17 protein-coding genes are annotated in these 18,572 nt (G+C 56.8%); 11 read left to right on the top strand and 6 right to left on the bottom strand.

All coding sequences use genetic code 11. The features are described 5' to 3' along the window. Window positions 1-12 precede the first annotated feature (12 nt). Complete coding sequence (locus tag PGR29_RS06040) at window positions 13-1,407, top strand: glycoside hydrolase family 1 protein (protein ID WP_087860170.1); 1,395 nt, start codon at window positions 13-15, stop codon at window positions 1,405-1,407. Between the two features lie 38 nt (window positions 1,408-1,445). On the opposite strand, the gene PGR29_RS06035 is transcribed toward PGR29_RS06040, so the two are convergent. Next, entirely contained in the window at window positions 1,446-2,180 is a 735-nt protein-coding gene (locus PGR29_RS06035) for a class I SAM-dependent methyltransferase (RefSeq protein WP_113374370.1), read from the bottom strand. Window positions 2,181-2,304: 124 nt separating this feature from the next. Here PGR29_RS06035 and mdtQ point away from each other — a divergent pair, with 124 nt between their 5' ends. After that, window positions 2,305-3,744 (top strand): multidrug resistance outer membrane protein MdtQ, encoded by a 1,440-nt coding sequence (gene mdtQ / locus PGR29_RS06030; RefSeq protein ID WP_113374371.1) that lies wholly within the window; start codon window positions 2,305-2,307, stop codon window positions 3,742-3,744. Window positions 3,745-3,771: 27 nt separating this feature from the next. Here mdtQ and PGR29_RS06025 read toward each other — a convergent pair whose 3' ends face one another. Next, the gene (locus PGR29_RS06025; protein ID WP_087860173.1) at window positions 3,772-4,365 is read right to left on the bottom strand and encodes a DedA family protein; all 594 of its coding nucleotides are present in this window, start codon (window positions 4,363-4,365) and stop codon (window positions 3,772-3,774) included. Window positions 4,366-4,519: 154 nt separating this feature from the next. Between PGR29_RS06025 and PGR29_RS06020 the strand changes: the two genes are divergently transcribed. Together PGR29_RS06020 and pbpG are read left to right on the top strand one after the other, a co-directional pair. Then, entirely contained in the window at window positions 4,520-5,107 is a 588-nt protein-coding gene (locus tag PGR29_RS06020) for a Yip1 family protein (protein ID WP_087860174.1), read from the top strand. A gap of 174 nt (window positions 5,108-5,281) precedes the next feature. Further along, complete coding sequence (gene pbpG / locus PGR29_RS06015; protein ID WP_161799877.1) at window positions 5,282-6,232, top strand: D-alanyl-D-alanine endopeptidase; 951 nt, start codon at window positions 5,282-5,284, stop codon at window positions 6,230-6,232. A gap of 43 nt (window positions 6,233-6,275) precedes the next feature. On the opposite strand, the gene PGR29_RS06010 is transcribed toward pbpG, so the two are convergent. After that, window positions 6,276-6,830 (bottom strand): GNAT family N-acetyltransferase, encoded by a 555-nt coding sequence (locus PGR29_RS06010; protein WP_015365736.1) that lies wholly within the window; start codon window positions 6,828-6,830, stop codon window positions 6,276-6,278. Between the two features lie 91 nt (window positions 6,831-6,921). Continuing rightward, a complete protein-coding gene (gene dld / locus PGR29_RS06005) occupies window positions 6,922-8,655 on the bottom strand; it encodes a D-lactate dehydrogenase (RefSeq protein ID WP_113374372.1) in 1,734 nt (577 codons plus the stop codon). Between the two features lie 201 nt (window positions 8,656-8,856). Between dld and bglX the strand changes: the two genes are divergently transcribed. The 5 genes from bglX (at window position 8,857) to PGR29_RS05980 (ending at window position 15,044) form a co-directional block, all read left to right on the top strand. After that, on the top strand, window positions 8,857-11,154 hold the full coding sequence (bglX, locus tag PGR29_RS06000) for a beta-glucosidase BglX (protein WP_316424239.1): 2,298 nt from the start codon (window positions 8,857-8,859) through the stop codon (window positions 11,152-11,154). Window positions 11,155-11,300: 146 nt separating this feature from the next. After that, window positions 11,301-12,218: a glycine betaine ABC transporter substrate-binding protein OsmF gene (gene osmF / locus PGR29_RS05995; protein WP_045391246.1), complete on the top strand. Its 918-nt coding sequence runs from the start codon at window positions 11,301-11,303 to the stop codon at window positions 12,216-12,218. Window positions 12,219-12,224: 6 nt separating this feature from the next. Further along, window positions 12,225-13,382, top strand: coding sequence for an ABC transporter permease (locus PGR29_RS05990; RefSeq protein ID WP_316424238.1), 1,158 nt, complete (start codon window positions 12,225-12,227; stop codon window positions 13,380-13,382). Continuing rightward, on the top strand, window positions 13,375-14,310 hold the full coding sequence (locus PGR29_RS05985; protein WP_113374375.1) for an ABC transporter ATP-binding protein: 936 nt from the start codon (window positions 13,375-13,377) through the stop codon (window positions 14,308-14,310). The genes PGR29_RS05990 and PGR29_RS05985 overlap by 8 nt, the downstream gene beginning before the upstream one ends. Further along, window positions 14,307-15,044, top strand: a complete 738-nt coding sequence (locus tag PGR29_RS05980; protein ID WP_087860180.1) for an ABC transporter permease — start codon at window positions 14,307-14,309, stop codon at window positions 15,042-15,044. The genes PGR29_RS05985 and PGR29_RS05980 overlap by 4 nt, the downstream gene beginning before the upstream one ends. Here PGR29_RS05980 and PGR29_RS05975 read toward each other — a convergent pair. Continuing rightward, entirely contained in the window at window positions 15,019-15,132 is a 114-nt protein-coding gene (locus PGR29_RS05975) for a protein YohO (protein WP_015365743.1), read from the bottom strand. The genes PGR29_RS05980 and PGR29_RS05975 overlap by 26 nt on opposite strands. Before the next feature lie 59 nt (window positions 15,133-15,191). Continuing rightward, a complete protein-coding gene (locus tag PGR29_RS05970) occupies window positions 15,192-15,923 on the bottom strand; it encodes a MerR family transcriptional regulator (RefSeq protein WP_087860181.1) in 732 nt (243 codons plus the stop codon). Between the two features lie 199 nt (window positions 15,924-16,122). Here PGR29_RS05970 and PGR29_RS05965 point away from each other — a divergent pair, with 199 nt between their 5' ends. Further along, entirely contained in the window at window positions 16,123-17,811 is a 1,689-nt protein-coding gene (locus PGR29_RS05965) for a sensor histidine kinase (RefSeq protein WP_087860182.1), read from the top strand. Then, window positions 17,805-18,524: a two-component system response regulator BtsR gene (gene btsR, locus PGR29_RS05960; protein ID WP_087860183.1), complete on the top strand. Its 720-nt coding sequence runs from the start codon at window positions 17,805-17,807 to the stop codon at window positions 18,522-18,524. Before PGR29_RS05965 ends, btsR begins: the two co-directional genes overlap by 7 nt. The last annotated feature ends 48 nt before the right edge of the window (window positions 18,525-18,572 follow it).

Genomic DNA, 18,572 nt, shown 5'->3' with positions numbered 1-18,572 from the left:
CAGGAGAGAGCGATGAAAACATTCCCGCAGGGCTTTTTATGGGGCGGCGCCACCGCGGCAAATCAGGTCGAAGGCGCATATCTGGAAGATGGCAAAGGTTTATCCACCTCCGACGTGCAGCCGCAGGGGGTATTCGGCGACGTCGTGGAGCGCGTCGCGGGCGACAGCGGTATTAAAGATGTGGCGATCGATTTTTACCATCGTTATCCGCAGGATATCGCGCTGTTTGCTGAGATGGGCTTCAACTGTCTGCGGGTCTCGATCGCCTGGACGCGTATCTTCCCGAATGGCGATGACGCCGAGCCGAACGAAGCCGGGCTGGCCTTCTACGACAAACTGTTTGCCGAGATGGCCGCGCACAACATCACTCCGCTGGTGACGCTATCGCACTATGAGATGCCGTGGGCGCTGGTGAAAAACTATGGCGGTTGGGGCAGCCGCAAGGTGATTGGCTTTTTCGAGCGCTATGCCAGGACGGTGTTCAGCCGCTATAAAAATCAGATCAAACTGTGGCTCACTTTTAACGAAATTAATATGTCGCTGCACGCGCCAATGACCGGCGTCGGCCTGCCGGCCGGTAGCAGCAAAGGCGAAGTCTATCAGGCTATCCACCATCAGCTGGTGGCCAGCGCGCTGGCGGTCAAAGCCTGTCACGAACTGGTACCACAGGGGAAGATTGGCAATATGTTGCTCGGCGGGCTGATGTATCCGCTGAGCTGCAAGCCGGAAGATGTCTTTGAAACGCTGCAGCAAAACCGCAGCTGGCAGTTCTTTGGCGACGTCCAGTGCCGTGGCGCCTATCCGGGCTACATGCAGCGCTATTTCCGCGAAAACGATATTACGCTGACCATCACCGACGGTGACCGGGAAGCGCTGAAAGAGACCGTCGATTTTATCTCCTTTAGCTACTATATGACCGGCTGCGTCACCGCTGATGAAGCGCTGAACCAGCAGGCGCGCGGCAACATTCTCAGCATGGTACCGAACCCGCATCTGGCAAGCTCGGAGTGGGGCTGGCAGATAGACCCGCTGGGGCTGCGTACGCTGTTGAATGTACTGTGGGACCGCTATCAGAAGCCGTTGTTTATCGTTGAAAATGGTCTGGGGGCGAAGGATAAAATTGAAGCCGACGGCAGCATCAACGATGACTATCGCATCAGCTATCTCAACGATCACCTGGTGCAGGCGCGCGAAGCCATTGCTGACGGCGTTGAACTGATGGGCTTTACCAGCTGGGGGCCAATCGATCTGGTTAGCGCGTCGAAGGCCGAGATGTCCAAGCGCTACGGTTTTATCTATGTCGATCGTGACGATCGCGGGCAGGGGACGCTCGAACGGCGTAAGAAGAAAAGTTTTGCCTGGTATCAGGCGGTGATTGCCAGCAACGGCGGTAGCCTGCAGGAATAAGCCATTCGGCGGCCCGGTTGATCCGGGCCGCATGCCGTTTAAGCCGGTTTACGGGCGCGCAGTAAAAAGATCATCGGACGCTCTTTCTCTTCCTCCAGCGCCGGTTGGGCGGCGATTTGTTCGGCGCTCGGGCCCCATTCATCAAGCTGCTCCAGCACAAAACCGGCCGCGATGAGCGCATTAATCCAGCTTGAGAGTTTGCGATGCTGTTTAATCACCCCGTCGGCAAACCAGTTGCTGATGCGTTCGCCTTCCTGCTGATAGTGGCTCACCGGCCAGCGTTTCCGCCCCTGTTCATCCACCTGCCAGCCTTGCTGCAGCGGCGCGGTATAGATGGGATGTTCGGCGGAGAAGACCAGCGTACCGCCGGGAACCAGCGCCTGATAGAGCGTGGCGAACAGCGGCGCGACATCCGGTAAATAGTGCAGCGCCAGCGAACTGTAGACCAGATCGCAGCTATTCGCGGGCAGCGTCAGGGTTTGCAGGTCGGCGCAGCGATATTCGATAGTCTCGCCGGTGGTCATCTCCCGCGCCCGCTCCAGCATCCGGCTGGAGAGATCGAAACCGATTATCTGTTTTGCTCCTTGTTGCTGCGCCCAGCGACAAAACCAGCCGTATCCGCAGCCGAGATCGACCACGCGCTGGCCGTCTAACTGTGGCAGCAGGCGCTGAATTGCCGGCCACTCCGGCGCGCCGTCAAGCCCCTTCACCGAACGGTCAAGGGTGGCGTAACCGGCAAAGAAACCGGGATCGTCATAAATGTTCTGACTCATTGCAACTCCAATAATAACTTTGTTTATTTTTAGCTGACTCATTGTCAATGCACACGCTTTACTTAACGAACGTCATTCAATTAATTTATGATGACCAACCTTTATAAGTAACCCGACCTGAAGAATGAACCTTACATTGAGCAAAAGCGTGCTGGCGGCACTGCCACTGGCCATCGCGCTGGCTGGCTGCGCGCCATCGCATGACATTGGCGGCCCTTTAAAGCAGCAAACTCCGGCATCTCATGTTTCGATGGATCTGCCCGCCGCCGTAAAAAATGGCTGGCCGCATACCGACTGGTGGAAAGATTACCACGATGCCCAGTTGGATAATCTGATTCAGCGCGCGTTAGCCAATGCTCCGGATATGCAAATTGCCGCGCAGCGCATCAAACTGGCCGAAGCGCAGGCGCGAATGTCGCAGGCAAATCTCGGCCCGGAGATGGATTTTTCCGCCGATATCGAACGGCAGAAAATGTCCGCGGAAGGCCTGATGGGACCGTTCGCCACCGATACCGACGGCAACACCGGCCCCTGGTACACCAACGGTACCTTTGGCCTGACCGCCGGTTGGGATCTGGATCTGTGGGGGAAAAACCGTGCGTTGGTGAAAGCGCGTATCGGCGAAGTGAAAGCCCAGGTCGCCGAGCAGGCGCAGACCCGCGAGCTGCTGGCCAGCAGCGTGGCGCGACTGTACTGGCAGTGGCAGACCGAAGCGGCGGTGAAAACGGTGCTGCAGCAGGTCAAAAGCGAACAGAATAATATTGTGAGCGTGGATACCGCGCTCTATCAGCGTGGTATCACTAACTCCGCCGAAGGGGCGGAGAACGACATTAACGTCAGCAAAACCGATCAGCAGCTGGCCGATGTGGCGGGTAATATGAAAGAGATTGAAGCGCGGCTGATGGCGTTAACCAATAGCCAGAGCCAGTCGCTCAATCTGCGTGCGGCGCCGCTGCCCGCGGTCAGCGCGCAGATGCCGAGCCAACTGGGCTATGAACTGCTGGCCCGCCGTCCGGATCTGCAGGAAGCCCACTGGTATATTGAATCCTCGCTAAGCGAAATTGATGCGGCGAAAGCGGCGTTTTATCCGGATATCAACCTGATGGCGTTCCTGCAACAGGATGCGCTGCATTTAAGCGATCTGTTCCGTCATTCGGCGCAGCAGATGGGCGTCACCGCCGGACTGACGCTGCCTATCTTTGATAGCGGCAGGCTGAATGCCAATCTTGATATCGCCAGCGCGCAGAACGGCCTGTCGATCGCTAAATACAACAAGGCCGTAGTCGATGCGGTGAACCAGGTAGCGAAAACCGCAAGCCAGGTAGAGACGCTGATGGAGAAAAACCAGCAGCAGCAGCAGGTGGAGAAAGACGCGCAGCGGGTGGTCAATCTCGCCCAGGCGCGAATGAACGCCGGTATTTTACCCGGCTCCCGCGTGAGTATGGCGAAGCTGCCTGCGCTACAGGAGCGAATCACCGCGCTGCGCCTGCACGGCCAGTGGCTGGACGCCAGCATTCAGCTGACTTCCGCGCTGGGCGGCGGTTATCACCAGACGACGAAATAACGGCGTCAATAGCGGCGCGCGCCGCCGCTATTGATTATCATCCTCTGTATCTTCCGCTTTTCTTTTCGCTTCCCGGCGTTTCAGCCACAGATGGGCTCCGACCACCAGCGCCACTACGAGAATCAGCCAGATCCAGTGTTTGATGTGCTGATCGAGATGATGCAGCCACGGGCCGATCGCCTCGCCGCCGAGATAACCCAGGGTGGTAAAAATCAGCGCCCAAACGATGGCGCCGAAAATATTCAGCGGCAGAAAAATTTTCGGCGGCAAGCGGCTGGCGCCGATCAAAACCGGGCCGATAACCCTAAAGCCGTACATAAAGCGGGTGCCGATAACGAACAGATAGGGATGGCGTTGAATCAGGCGCTGCGCTTTACGGATCCGCGCCTTCTGCCGCGAAAAGCGGCGCAGTAGCTTACCGCCGAACTGGCGTCCGAGGAAATACAACAGCTGATCGCCGATCATGCCGCCTAAGGCCACGGCGATGACCACCAACGAAAACTTCAATAGACCCTGATGCGCCGCCACGCCGCCAAGGATGGTGATGGTTTCACCTTCTGCGATGCTGCCGATAACCAGCGCCGCGTAGCCGTATTGGGAAATCAGGTGATTGATATCCATATAAACATAAACTCCTACTCTTACCAGTCCCTTAATCATACACCTTGATCATTAAAACGCGCTGAAGCGGATTTTTATCGCTGTACACAAAATAATCTACAGAGTGAATTATACTTGGATCAGTGCTGTACGAAGCCGTGACAAGGGGGACGCTATGAACCATGTCTGGGGACTCTTCTCTCATCCTAATCAAGAGATGAGCGTGATCAAGAGTGAAAATGAGACCGTTTCGCATCACTACACGCACCATGTGCTGGTGATGGCGGCGGTTCCGGTTATCTGCGCCTTTATCGGTACGACGCAGCTCGGCTGGAACTTCGGCGACGGTACGGTGATTAAGCTCTCGCTGATGACCGGGTTGGTATTAGCGGTACTGTTTTACGCCGTGATGCTGGCCGGGGTGGCGGTGATGGGGCGGGTGATCTGGTGGATGGCCAGAAGCTATCCGCAACAACCGTCGCTGAAACGCTGTATGGTCTTTGCCGGCTACGTCGCGACGCCGCTTTTTTTAAGCGGGATCGTGGCGCTCTATCCGCTGGTATGGCTGTGTGCGCTGATAGGCACCATCGCGCTGTTTTACACCGGTTATCTGTTGTATCTGGGGATTCCGACCTTCCTGAGTATTAATAAGGAAGAGGGGCTCAGCTTCGCCAGCTCGACTCTGGCTATCGGGGTGCTGGTGCTGGAAGTGCTGCTGGCGATTACCGTCGTGCTGTGGGGTTACGGGTACCGACTCTTCTAATCAAATGCATTGCCGGCAGAAATGAATAATTATGTCGGCAATGCAGCATTTACTCACGATTCTTATTGGCCTCAGGGCGTTATGACGCGGTATGATGGCGTTTGCCAGCGGCGTAGCTCACTTTACGCCGCGGCGTACGTTCTATAGCGTGCAAAAATACTTTTCAGAATGCCCATGATGCCGAATTTTCGAATTTCTTTGCTCAGCCTGACTTTGCTGCTGGCTGTGCCTTTTGCGCCCCAGGCGATAGCAAAAACCAGTGCGGTAACCGCCGCTTCACAGCCGGATATCGCTTCCGGTAGCGCGATGATCGTCGATCTGGCGACCAAGAAAATCATTTACGCCAGCCAGCCCGATTTGGTGCGCCCGATGGCGTCTATTACCAAAGTGATGACCGCCATGGTAGTGCTGGATGCGCATTTACCGCTGGACGAAATGCTGACCGTTGATATCAGCCAGACGCCGGAGATGAAAGGCATATATTCCCGCGTGCGTCTTAACAGCCAAATTAGCCGCCGCAATATGCTGCTGCTGGCGCTGATGTCCTCGGAGAACCGCGCCGCTGCCAGCCTGGCGCACCACTATCCTGGCGGTTATAACGCTTTTATCCGCGCGATGAACGCCAAAGCGCAGGCGCTGGGGATGACCCATACACGCTATGTTGAGCCGACCGGCCTGTCGGTGCATAACGTCTCCACGGCGCGCGATCTGACTAAGCTGCTGATCGCCAGCGAACAATACCCGCTGATCGGCCAGCTAAGCACCACCAAAGAAGATACCGCCACTTTTGCGCATCCGGCTTATACCTTGCCGTTCCGCAATACCAACCACCTGGTGTATCGCGATAACTGGAATATTCAGTTGACCAAAACCGGCTTTACCAACGCCGCCGGCCACTGCCTGATTATGCGCACGGTGATTAACCAACGCCCGGTGGCGCTGGTGGTAATGGACGCGTTTGGCAAATATACCCACTTTGCCGACGCCAGCCGTTTACGGACCTGGATTGAAACCGGCAAGGTGATGCCGGTTCCGGCATCCGCATTGAGTTATAAAAAGCAGCGTGAAGCGCAGATGGCGGAAGCAATGCTGAAAGGCGGCACGCAGACCGCACAGAACGATTAATTTGTCCTTCCCCGGATTACGCCGTAATCCGGGAATTTTGATATCACTCTGGTAACGTCCAGTCGCCGTCGCCAAGCTGGCGCTGCATGATTAGGGTATCGCGCCAGTCTCCCATCTTATAGCCGACGCTGCGCAGCTGTCCGGCAACGGTAAAGCCAAATTTCTTATGAATGGCAATCGAGCCGGCGTTGTTATGTCCGTCGCCGATAATCGCCAGCATCTGCCGCCACGGCCCCTGTTCACATTGCGCAATGAGCCGCGTCAGTAGCGCGCTGCCGATGCCGCGCCCGCCCATGCCTGACTCAACGTAAATCGACTCTTCCAGCGTATAGCGGTACGCCGGGCGAGGGCGGTAAAAGGTGGCGTAGCAGTAGCCGACGATGGTGCCGCGCCACAGCGCGACCAGCCAGGGAAGCCCGTTATCGCGTACAGTTTTGATTCGCTTACGCATTTCGTCGACGGTAGGCGGGATCTCTTCAAATGAGGCGCGGCCGTTAAGCACGTGCCAGACGTACAGCGCGGCAATCGCATGCGCGTCATCAGGCAGCGCTTCGCGGATCTCTAAGTCGGCGTCTTGTAACTTATCCTTGGCGGACATGGGGGCTCCTCAAGCTAATTGGCCGGAGAGTCTTTTTCTCCGGCCTGCAGCGTAATACAGAAGCCCGGCGGCTGAATAGTCCTGGTGACGATTATTGTGCTTTCGTTGGCTTCTGCGCCTCGCCCCAGTATTTTTGTTTGCTGGTTTTGCCGATACCCGGATTCATGCTGTTGGTGGGATCGTTCTGGCGATAGAAGCGCTTTAAACTCTCCGCCGCTTCATACAGATGGCCGACGTTGTGCTCCGCCGGGTACTGCGCGCCGCGCGCTTTCAACAGATCCAGCATTTTTTCCTTCAGTTCGTGTGCATCGACCCCTTTCTTCACGATGTAATCCTGGTGGAAGACGTGACACATAAAGTGGCCATAGTAGAGCTTGTAGACTAGCTGGCTATCGATTTCCGCAGGCAGATGTTCGAACCATTCGGTGTCATTGCGGCGCAGGGCGATGTCCAGCGCCAGAATATCTTCCACTTCGTCGGCATGTACCGCCTGATAGCGGATCGCCGCGCCGGCGGCGGCGAAGCGGTGCAGGAATGCCTTGCTGCCTTCTTCCGCGGTACAGGCAAAGAAATCGCCTTCGGCCTGCTGGAAATACTCCGTAAGCCACTTCTGCGCTTCTTCGATGCCGTCGCCGGCCATCTTCAGCAGCAGATGATGTTCGTACTTATCGCGCCAGGTTTTCATACGCTCCGGCAGGTGCGCCGGGAAGGCATGACCGAGCTTCTGCATAAAGCGGTCGGTGAAGTGCGGCTTGAACAGGGAGACTTTTTCCAGCATCGCGTCGGTGCGCCCCTTCATGGTGAAGAAGAACGGCATTTTGTCGGTGCCGAGCTTATCGATCATCAGGAAAGTGTCTTTGCCATATTTTTCGGCGATATCGTAAATATCGCGGTGCATATATTCGCCGGCCACCGGCAGATTATTGAATTCAGCGAGGATGTGACGGCGGATTTCGGTGAGCACTTCCGGCTGATTGGTGCCGATATAGAACACCTGCTGGCGTTTTTCCGCCGGAAAAGTATCGAGACGAACGGCGAAGACCGCCAGTTTACCGGCGCAGCCGGAGGATTCGAACAGGCGGTCCGGGTCGGCGTTATAGCGAGCCGGGGTATCGGCGTTGACATCGCGCACGCGGGTGACGTAATCGTGATCGTGGGCGTGACGGCCATCATGCTGCACGTCGGCATCGTTGATACGATCATCGTCGAGGCGGCTCAGGATTTGTTCCGGCGTCGCGCCTAAATCGATTCCCAGATGGTTGACTAATTTCAGCTTGCCGTCGGCGTCAATCTGCGCAAACAGCGACATTTCGGTATAGGCAGGCCCGCGCTGCACCAGTGAACCGCCGGAATTGTTACAGATACCGCCGATAACCGATGCGCCGATGCAAGAAGAGCCGATCACCGAGTGCGGTTCGCGGCCCAGCGGTTTTAGCGCTTTTTCCAGTGAATAGAGGGTGGTGCCAGGGTAGGCCAGCACCTGCTCGCCCTTATCCAGCAGGTGCAGCTTGTCCAGACGCAGCGTGCTGATAATGACAATTTCACGATCGTAATCATTGCCGCTCGGGGTGGAGCCTTCAGTGAGGCCGGTATTCGCCGCCTGCATCAGGATAATTTTGTCAGCCTGGACGCAGGCGCTGAGAACTCGCCATAGTTCAAGCAGGGTACCGGGGAACACCACCGCCAGCGCATCGCCGTGGCCGGAGCGGAAACCTTTTCGGTAACGCTGGGTTTTCGCCGGATCGGTTAACAGATGCGAGGAGCCAACCAGCCGCGCCAGTTCCGCCAAAAAGGGAGGGTTATTTATTGTTGTTGCAGATGACATGATTCACTCCTTGTGGGCACAGGAAAGCTATATCGCTGTTAGCATACCGCTTTGTATGACAATTTGGTGCATGAATGTTTCTATAAATCAGATAAGAACCTTAGCATTCTACGGGCGCGTTGTTTATATATATGGCAAACTGCGGTTTTTGCTGCGTTTTCGCTGGGCTATTAGCACCGAATCAAAGAGGGATACATAATAATGAAATGGTTGTGTACTGTTGGCGTCGCCGTGAGCCTGGCGCTGCAACCCGCGCTGGCCGATGAGCTGTTTGGTAACCATCCGCTGACGCCTGAGGCGCGAGATGCGTTTGTTAGCGAACTGCTGAAAAAAATGACGGTCGATGAAAAAATCGGTCAGCTGCGCCTAATCAGCGTCGGCCCGGATAACCCGAAAGAGGCGATCCGGGAAATGATCAAAGACGGTCAGGTAGGGGCGATTTTTAATACCGTAACCCGGCCTGATATCCGCGTGATGCAGGATCAGGTGATGCAGCTAAGCCGCCTGAAGATCCCGCTGTTTTTCGCCTACGATGTGCTGCACGGCCAGCGTACCGTCTTCCCGATAAGCCTCGGCCTGGCCTCCTCTTTTAATCTCGACGCGGTGAGTACCGTCGGGCGTATCTCGGCCTACGAAGCGGCTGACGATGGTCTTAATATGACCTGGGCGCCGATGGTCGATGTCTCTCGCGATCCGCGCTGGGGCCGCGCCTCTGAAGGGTTTGGCGAAGACACTTACCTGACCACCGTGATGGGTAAAGCGATGGTGGAGTCGATGCAGGGTAAGAGCCCGGCAGACCGCTATTCGGTGATGACCAGCGTTAAACACTTCGCCGCCTACGGCGCGGTTGAAGGCGGTAAAGAGTACAACACCGTCGATATGAGCCCGCAGCGCCTGTTCAATGACTACATGCCGCCGTATAAAGCCGGTCTCGATGCCGGCAGCGGCGCGGTGATGGTGGCGCTAAACTCGCTCAACGGTACCCCGGCCACTTCCGATTCCTGGCTGCTGAAAGACGTCCTGCGCGACCAGTGGGGCTTCAAAGGCATCACCGTTTCCGACCATGGCGCCATCAAAGAGCTGATTAAACACGGCGTCGCCTCCGACCCGGAAGACGCGGTGCGCGTCGCGCTGAAGTCCGGTATCAACATGAGCATGAGCGATGAGTACTACAGCAAATATCTGCCGGGGCTGGTGAAATCCGGCAAGGTGACGATGGCTGAGTTGGATGACGCTACCCGCCACGTGCTCAACGTCAAGTATGACATGGGGCTGTTCAACGATCCGTACAGCCATCTGGGGCCGAAAGCGTCCGATCCGCAGGATACCAACGCCGAAAGCCGTCTGCATCGTAAAGAGGCGCGCGAAGTGGCGCGAGAAAGCCTGGTGCTGCTGAAAAATCGTCTCGATACGTTGCCGCTGAAAAAATCCGGCACCATCGCGGTGGTGGGCGCGCTGGCGGATAGCAAGCGCGACATGATGGGCAGTTGGTCGGCGGCGGGCGTGGCCGATCAGTCGGTCACCGTGCTGACCGGCATCAAAGAAGCGCTGGGCGATAAAGGCAAAGTGATTTATGCCAAAGGCGCTAACGTTACCGACGATAAAGGCATTGTCGATTTCCTTAACCTGTATGAGAAAGCAGTGCAAGTCGACCCGCGCTCGCCGCAGGAGATGATCGATGAAGCCGTGGCGGCGGCGAAACAGTCCGACGTGGTCGTTGCGGTAGTGGGCGAAGCGCAGGGCATGGCGCATGAGGCTTCCAGCCGTACCGATATCACCCTGCCGCAAAGTCAGCGCGATCTGATTAGCGCGCTGAAAGCGACCGGTAAACCGCTGGTGCTGGTGCTGATGAACGGCCGTCCGCTGGCGCTGGTGAAAGAGGATCAGCAGGCTGATGCGCTGCTGGAGACCTGGTTTGCCGGTACTGAAGGCGGGCATGCAATCGCCGATGTGCTGTTTGGCGATTACAACCCGTCCGGTAAGCTGCCGATGTCCTTCCCGCGTTCGGTGGGGCAGATCCCGACCTATTACAGCCATCTGAATACCGGCCGTCCGTACAATCCGGAAAAACCCAATAAATACACCTCGCGTTATTTCGATCAAGCGAACGGCCCGCTGTATCCATTTGGCTATGGCCTGAGCTACACCACCTTTAGCGTTTCCGATGTCAAAATGTCGGCGCCAACGCTGCCGCGCGACGGCAGCGTGACCGCCAGCGTGCAGGTGACCAACACCGGCAAACGCGAAGGGGCGACGGTGATCCAGCTTTATCTGCAGGACGTGACCGCGTCGATGAGCCGGCCGGTGAAAATGCTGCGCGGCTTTAAGAAGGTGAATCTCAAGCCGGGCGAGACGCAAACCGTTAGCTTCCCGATTGATGTTGAAGCGCTGAAGTTCTGGAACCAGCAGATGAAATACGTTGCCGAACCGGGCAAATTTAACGTCTTTATCGGCGTCGATTCCGCCCGCGTTAAGCAGAGCGAATTTGAGCTGCTGTAGTCGCGAGCCCTGTAAAAAGGGATAAACCGGGTGTTACACCTGAAAGGCCGATTAATCGGCCTTTTCTTTTTCGTTAAATGGCCAAATGGACTACGCTTTTCTCTTAAGCTTCTGTAAGCGAAGCGTATAAAAATGAGGGAAGCGGGATGATGATGGCAATGAAATGGTCAGGTGTAATGGCGCTTGCAGCCCTGCTTAGCCTGCCGCTGCAGGCGGCGGAACCGGTGAAGGTGGGCTCGAAAATTGATACAGAAGGGGCGCTGCTCGGCAATATCATTTTGCAGGTGCTGGAAAGCCATGGGGTGAAAACGGTCAATAAAGTCCAGCTTGGCACCACGCCGGTGGTTCGCGGAGCGATTACCGCTGGTGAACTGGATATCTATCCGGAATATACCGGCAACGGTGCTTTCTTCTTTAAAGATGAAAATGACCCGGCGTGGAAAAACGCCAAACAGGGCTATGAAAAAGTTAAGAAGCTGGACGCGGAAAAAAACAAGCTGATCTGGCTGACCCCGGCTCCCGCCAATAATACCTGGACTATCGCGGTGCGACAGGAGGTGGCAGAGCAAAATCATCTTACTTCTTTGGCCGATCTTAGCGCCTATCTACAGAAGGGCGGCGATTTTAAACTGGCGGCTTCCGCGGAGTTTATTGAGCGCGCCGATGCCCTGCCGGCATTTGAAAAAGCTTACGGATTTAAGCTTAATCAGAATCAGCTGTTGTCGCTGGCGGGCGGCGATACCGCAGTGACGATCAAAGCGGCGGCACAGCAAACCTCCGGCGTTAACGCGGCGATGGCCTATGGTACCGATGGGCCGGTGGCGGCGCTGGGGTTACAAACCCTGAGCGATCCAAAAGGCGTACAGCCCATTTACGCGCCGGCGCCGGTTGTGCGCGACGCGGTGCTGAAGGCGTATCCGCAGATGGCGCAGTGGCTGGAGCCGGTGTTCGCCAGCCTCGATGAAAAAACGTTGCAGAAATTAAACGCCAGCATTGCCGTTGAAGGGCGTGACGCGAAGAGCGTGGCCGCCGATTACCTGCAACAAAAAGGGCTGCTGAAGTAAGGACTGGTGACTATTCGTTGTTATAACCGCGTGGCGCTGCTGCTCACGCTACTGCTGTTGGCCGTGGCGGCGCTGCCGTTTGTCACTTATGCCCCTAACCGTCTGCTCTCCGGGGAAGCGCGTTGGCTTTGGACGCAGATGCCGTGGCTGGCGGCGGCGCAGCTGGCGGGGGGGCTGCTGTTATTGCTAATGTGTTGGCTCCCCGGTCGTCTGGCGTTGCTCGGTAGTCTGCTTATTGCCGATTTACTCCTGCCTTTACTAATGTGGGGCGCCGGGCATGTCGCGCTACAACTGGTCCAACAGGGTTCCCCGCTGGCGCGTACTTCTCCCGGTAGCGGATTATGGCTTGCTCTCGCGCTATGCCTGCTGATTGCCAGCGATATTATTCGCCGTTTGACGCCGCGAGCGCTGTGGCGTTGGTTGCTGAATGCGCAGCTTTGGCTGCTACCGTGCCTGCTGCTGTGGCATGGGTCGCTCGATCAACTCTCTTTGCTGAAAGAATATGCTAACCGTGAGGATGTCTTTAATGACGCGCTGCGTCAGCACCTGTGGTTGTTGTTCGGGACGTTGCTGCCCGGATTATTATTGGGTCTATCGATAGGCTTCGCCCTCTGGCGGCGACCGCACTGGCAGGCGCCGGTATTCACCTTCCTTAATGTGATTCAAACTATTCCCTCGGTGGCGCTATTCGGTTTGTTGATTGCGCCGTTGGCCGGGTTGACGCGCCATTTTCCGTGGCTGGGGGATATTGGCATTTCCGGAACCGGTCTGGCGCCGGCGCTGATCGCGCTGGTGCTGTACGCGCTATTGCCGCTGGTGCGTGGGGTGGTGACCGGGCTGCAACAGGTACCGCGCGAGGCGCTGGAAAGCGCGACCGCGATGGGAATGAGCGGCGGACAGCGTTTCCGCCAGGTCCAAATGCCGTTGGCGCTACCAATTCTGCTGCGCAGCTTGCGGGTGGTCAGCGTGCAGACCGTCGGTATGGCGGTGGTGGCGGCGCTGATAGGCGCGGGCGGCTTCGGCGCTTTGGTGTTTCAGGGGCTCCTCAGCAGCGCGCTGGATTTGGTGCTGCTGGGGGTCATTCCGACGATTGCGCTGGCGGTGGTAGTGGACGCCGTGTTTGCGCTATGGGGCGCGTTGCTAAAAGGAGAGGCGCATGATTGAGTTCGACGGGGTGAATAAAGCCTTTGCCGGGCAGCCGGCGGTAAAGGATCTCAACCTGCATCTGCGCGAGGGGGCGTTTTCGGTGTTGATAGGGACGTCCGGCTCCGGAAAATCGACCACTCTGAAGATGATTAATCAACTCGTGGAACAGGATAGCGGAGTGATACGCTTCGCCGGCGAGGATATCCGCCGACAGCCGCTGCTGACGCTACGTCGCCGTATGGGGTACGCCATTCAGTCTATCGGCCTGTTTCCACACTGGACGGTGGCGCAGAATATCGCCACCGTGCCGCAGCTGCAAAAGTGGCCGCGCGGAAAAATTAACGAGCGGATTGATGAACTCATGGCGTTACTTGGCCTGGAACCTCTGCTGCGCGATCGCTACCCGCATCAGCTTTCCGGCGGCCAGCAGCAGCGCGTTGGCGTGGCGCGGGCGCTGGCGGCCAACCCGGAGGTGCTGTTAATGGATGAGCCATTTGGCGCGCTGGATCCGGTCACCCGCGAAGCGTTGCAGCAGGAGATGCTGCGCATTCATCGTCTGTTTGGGCGCACGATCGTGCTCGTCACCCATGATATCGACGAAGCGCTACGCCTGGCGGATCATCTGGTGCTGATGGACGGCGGCGAAGTGGTGCAGCAGGGGGAGCCGTTACAAATGCTGCTGCAGCCGAAAAACGCTTTTGTTGAAACCTTTTTTGGCCGTAGCGAACTGGGCGTTCGGTTGCTCTCGCTACGCGGCGTTGGGGATTACCTGCGCCGGGATGAACGGCTGACGGGCGATGCGCTGAACGTCTCGATGACGTTGCGCGAGGCGCTGTCGCAGTTTGTGGCCCACCGCCGCGACGTTTTGCCGGTGGTCGATGAACAGGGCGAAGCGTGTGGTACGTTGCACTTTGCAGACCTGCTACACGATAGGGGCACGACGTGAAGGCGCTTCGCGATCCGCTGCTGTGGCTGGTGGCGCTGTTTATCGCGCTGCTGCTGGCATTGCCCCACAGCGCGCCGCTGTTTAGCTGGCTGTTTCCGGAGCTGCCGCGCCCGGTGTATCAGCAGGAGAGTTTTCTGGCGCTGACGCTGGCCCACTTTTGGCTGGTGGCGCTCTCCAGTATTGCCGCGACGGTTATCGGCGTGGGGGCGGGGGTTCTCGTCACCCGACCCGCCGGACGAGAGTTTCGCCCACTGGTGGAAACCATCGCCGCCATGGGACAGACATTTCCGCCGGTAGCGGTACTGGCGATCGCGGTTCCGGTGATGGGGTTCGGCTGGCAGCCAGCGCTTATTGCGCTGGCGCTATACGGAATATTGCCCGTGCTGCAGGGAACGCTGGCTGGATTAAGTTCGATATCGCCTGGGGTATTGAATATTGCCGAGGGGATGGGGATGAGCGGTTGGCAGCGGTTGTGTAAGGTGGAGCTGCCGCTGGCGGCGCCGGTAATGCTGGCCGGGATCCGCACCTCGACCATCGTCAATATTGGTACGGCAACCATTGCCTCAACGGTGGGCGCCAACACGCTCGGCACGCCGATAATTATCGGCCTCAGCGGTTTTAATACCGCTTATGTGCTGCAGGGGGCGCTGCTGGTGGCGCTCGCCGCGATCATTATCGACCGCTTTTTTGAACGGCTGAACCAGTGGATCAGCCGACACCACCGCGAACAATAAACGAGTAACCCGCCAGCATGACGCCGCCGATCCCGCCAATGGCCATGCATAAGAAGAGGGTAATGACCGCGATTTTCGCAGGCTTCATGATAGGCTCCTTTTGTTAACGGTGGGATTATACGGTGAAGCGCAGGTGTTAATGAAACATTAATTGCTATTTAGCCAGATCAGATTTTCCCGCTGTTCCCATTCGCGGAGCTGCGCTGCCTGCGGGCTACCCGGCGGCGCGGGGCACCACACCAGCAGGGTACTGTCGGGAAATAGCTGCGGGCGGATCTGACTAAGCGAATGCGCGACAATATCCACCCGCCAGCCCTGCTCGCAGGCGATCCACCCTTCCAGCCACAATTGAGTGGTGTCATCGGTATTCCAACCCACCACCACCGCGTGATGACCGGGGCGCTTCCAGGCGTGGGCGAGACATTGGGCGATGTGGTTGATTAAGATACCATCGAGTAGGCTACGCAGCGCCAGTAAAGTCGGCTGAGGGCTTAGCAGGCGGTGACGAAGCGGATTAAGCAGATGATGCACCAGCATCTGTGCGCTATAGCTGTGGCTGCGCTCTTTGAGCCATAGCCGCACCCGTTGGTAATGACCTTCCTGCAGAAAACCGAGCAAAATTTCCTGCTGTTCGCGCCAGCCGTCTTCGACATCCGCTTCGCGATCGGGCAGCAGATTTTTTACCTTGCCGACCTGAACGCCGGCATCAATCCAGCGCTTAATTTCGCGGATGCGATCGATTTCACTGTCATTGAATAAACGATGGCCGCCATCGGTGCGTTGCGGCTTGATAAGTTCATAACGTCGCTGCCAGGCTCGCAGCGTCACGGGGTTGATATCACAAAGCTGAGCCACTTCGCCTATCGTATACAGCGCCATTTTCTCCTCCCGCCGTGTTCTCCTTATTTAACTGTAGAAGGGGTTTATCAATTGTTCATTTTTTGCGCTTTACGGCGACGGCGAGACGGTGAGAAGTGTGATCGTCACCATGATTTATCATTTTCTTGTATCGCTTCAAAGAAAGTTATAAGCGGTCAGTGTATGTTACGCGCTTTCAAAGGTTGTGTGGTTGGCGGGTATGTACGAGTTCGATCTGGTATTGCTGCTGCTCCAGCAGATGTGCGTGTTTCTGGTCATCGCCTGGCTGATGAGTAAAACGCGGCTGTTCATCCCCCTGATGCAGGTCACCGTGCGTCTGCCGCATAAGTTGCTGTGCTATGTCACCTTCTCGATTTTTTGCATTATGGGGACCTATTTCGGTCTACATATCGAAGACTCTATTGCTAATACACGCGCTATTGGCGCAGTGATGGGCGGCCTGCTCGGCGGCCCGGTGGTCGGCGGTCTGGTGGGGTTGACCGGAGGCCTGCATCGCTATTCGCTGGGCGGAATGACGGCGCTAAGCTGTATGGTGTCGACCATTGTTGAAGGGCTGCTCGGTGGCCTGGTGCACAGCATTCTGATTAAACGCGGACGTCCGGATAAAGTTTTCAGCCCGCTCACCGCCGGGGCGATAACCTTTTTCGCTGAACTGGTACAGATGCTGATAATCCTGCTGATTGCGCGGCCATTCCAGGATGCGCTGCACCTGGTGCAGAGTATTGCCGCGCCAATGATGGTTACCAATACCGTCGGCGCCGCTCTGTTTATGCGTATCCTGCTGGATAAACGGGCGATGTTTGAGAAATACACTTCGGCTTTTTCCGCCACCGCGCTAAAGGTGGCAGCCTCCACCGAGGGGATCCTGCGCCAGGGATTCAACGAAGAGAACAGTATGAAGGTCGCTCAGGTGCTGATTCAGGAACTTGATATCGGCGCTGTGGCGATTACCGACCGTGACAGGCTGCTGGCGTTTACCGGTATCGGCGACGATCATCATCTACCAGGTAAACCTATCTCCTCTTCCTATACACAAAAGGCGATTGATACCGGCGAAGTGGTTTATGCCGACGGCAACGAGGTGCCATACCGCTGCTCAATTCATCCTGGCTGTAAACTGGGCTCGACGCTGGTCATTCCGCTGCGCGGTGAGAATCAACGGGTCATTGGCACCATCAAGCTGTATGAAGCGAAAAACCGCCTGTTTAGCTCGATTAACCGCACGTTGGGGGAGGGGATAGCGCAACTGCTGTCGGCGCAGATCCTCGCTGGCCAGTATGAACGGCAGAAAGCGTTGCTGACCCAGTCGGAAATTAAGCTGCTACACGCCCAGGTCAACCCGCACTTTCTGTTTAACGCCCTTAACACCCTTAAGGCGGTGATCCGTCGCGATAGCGATCAGGCCGGACAGCTGGTGCAGTATCTATCGACCTTCTTTCGCAAAAATCTGAAGCGACCAACGGAGATCGTCACCCTGGCGGACGAAATTGAACATGTGAATGCCTATCTGCAAATTGAGAAGGCGCGATTCCAGGATAATTTGCAGATACGCATGCAGGTGCCTGCGTCGCTTGAGCACCTGCAACTACCGGCATTTACGTTACAGCCGATAGTTGAAAACGCAATCAAGCACGGTACTTCTCAGCATCTTGGCGTAGGCGAAATTACCATTCGCGCCAGTCAGCATGAGCGTTGGCTACAGCTGGACGTGGAAGACAATGCCGGGCTGTATCGGGATAACCCTAATGCCAGCGGGCTTGGGATGAGTCTGGTGGACAGACGACTGCGCACGCGCTTCGGCGCCGACTGCGGAATTAGCGTCACTTGCGAAGCGGAACAATATACCCGCATCACGCTGCGACTGCCTGTGGAGGAGAATGCATGCTAAAAGTTTTAATCGTCGATGATGAGCCGCTGGCGCGGGAAAATCTGCGCATCCTGCTGGAGGCGCAAAGCGATATTGATATCGTCGGCGAATGCGGCAACGCCGTCGAGGCGATTGGCGCAGTGCATAAGCTGCGCCCGGACGTGCTGTTTCTGGATATTCAAATGCCGCGTATCAGTGGGCTGGAGATGGTTGGCATGCTCGATCCAGAACATCGCCCCTATATCGTCTTTTTAACGGCCTTCGATGAGTATGCGGTGAAGGCCTTTGAAGAGCACGCCTTCGATTATCTGCTCAAGCCTATCGAAAACGCCCGGCTGGAGAAAACCCTGAGTCGCCTGCGCCACGAGCGCAGCCTGCAGGATGTATCACTGTTGGATGATGCCCAGCAGGCGCTGAAGTATATTCCCTGTACCGGCCACAGCCGCATCTGGCTGCTGCAGATGGAGGATGTGGCTTTTGTGAGCAGCCGAATGAGCGGGATTTACGTCACCGATAGTGAAGGTAAAGAAGGCTTTACCGAACTGACTTTGCGTACGCTGGAAAGCCGTACGCCGCTGTTGCGCTGCCACCGTCAATATCTCGTTAACATGGCGCATTTGAAGGAGATCCGCCTTGAGGAGAATGGGCAGGCGGAATTGTTAATGCGCGCCGGACAAACGGTGCCGGTCAGCCGCCGCTATCTGAAAAGCCTGAAAGAGGCGATTGGTCTGTAAAAACGCGGAATCATGGTAGACTTAGCGCCAGCATTTTTCATCATGAAG

This window comes from Klebsiella sp. 141203 (genome assembly GCF_032601985.1).
Taxonomy (GTDB): Bacteria; Pseudomonadota; Gammaproteobacteria; order Enterobacterales; family Enterobacteriaceae; genus Klebsiella; species Klebsiella aerogenes.
The sequence above is the reverse complement of the archived record's forward strand: the minus strand, read 5'-3'. Positions and strand labels throughout refer to the sequence as shown.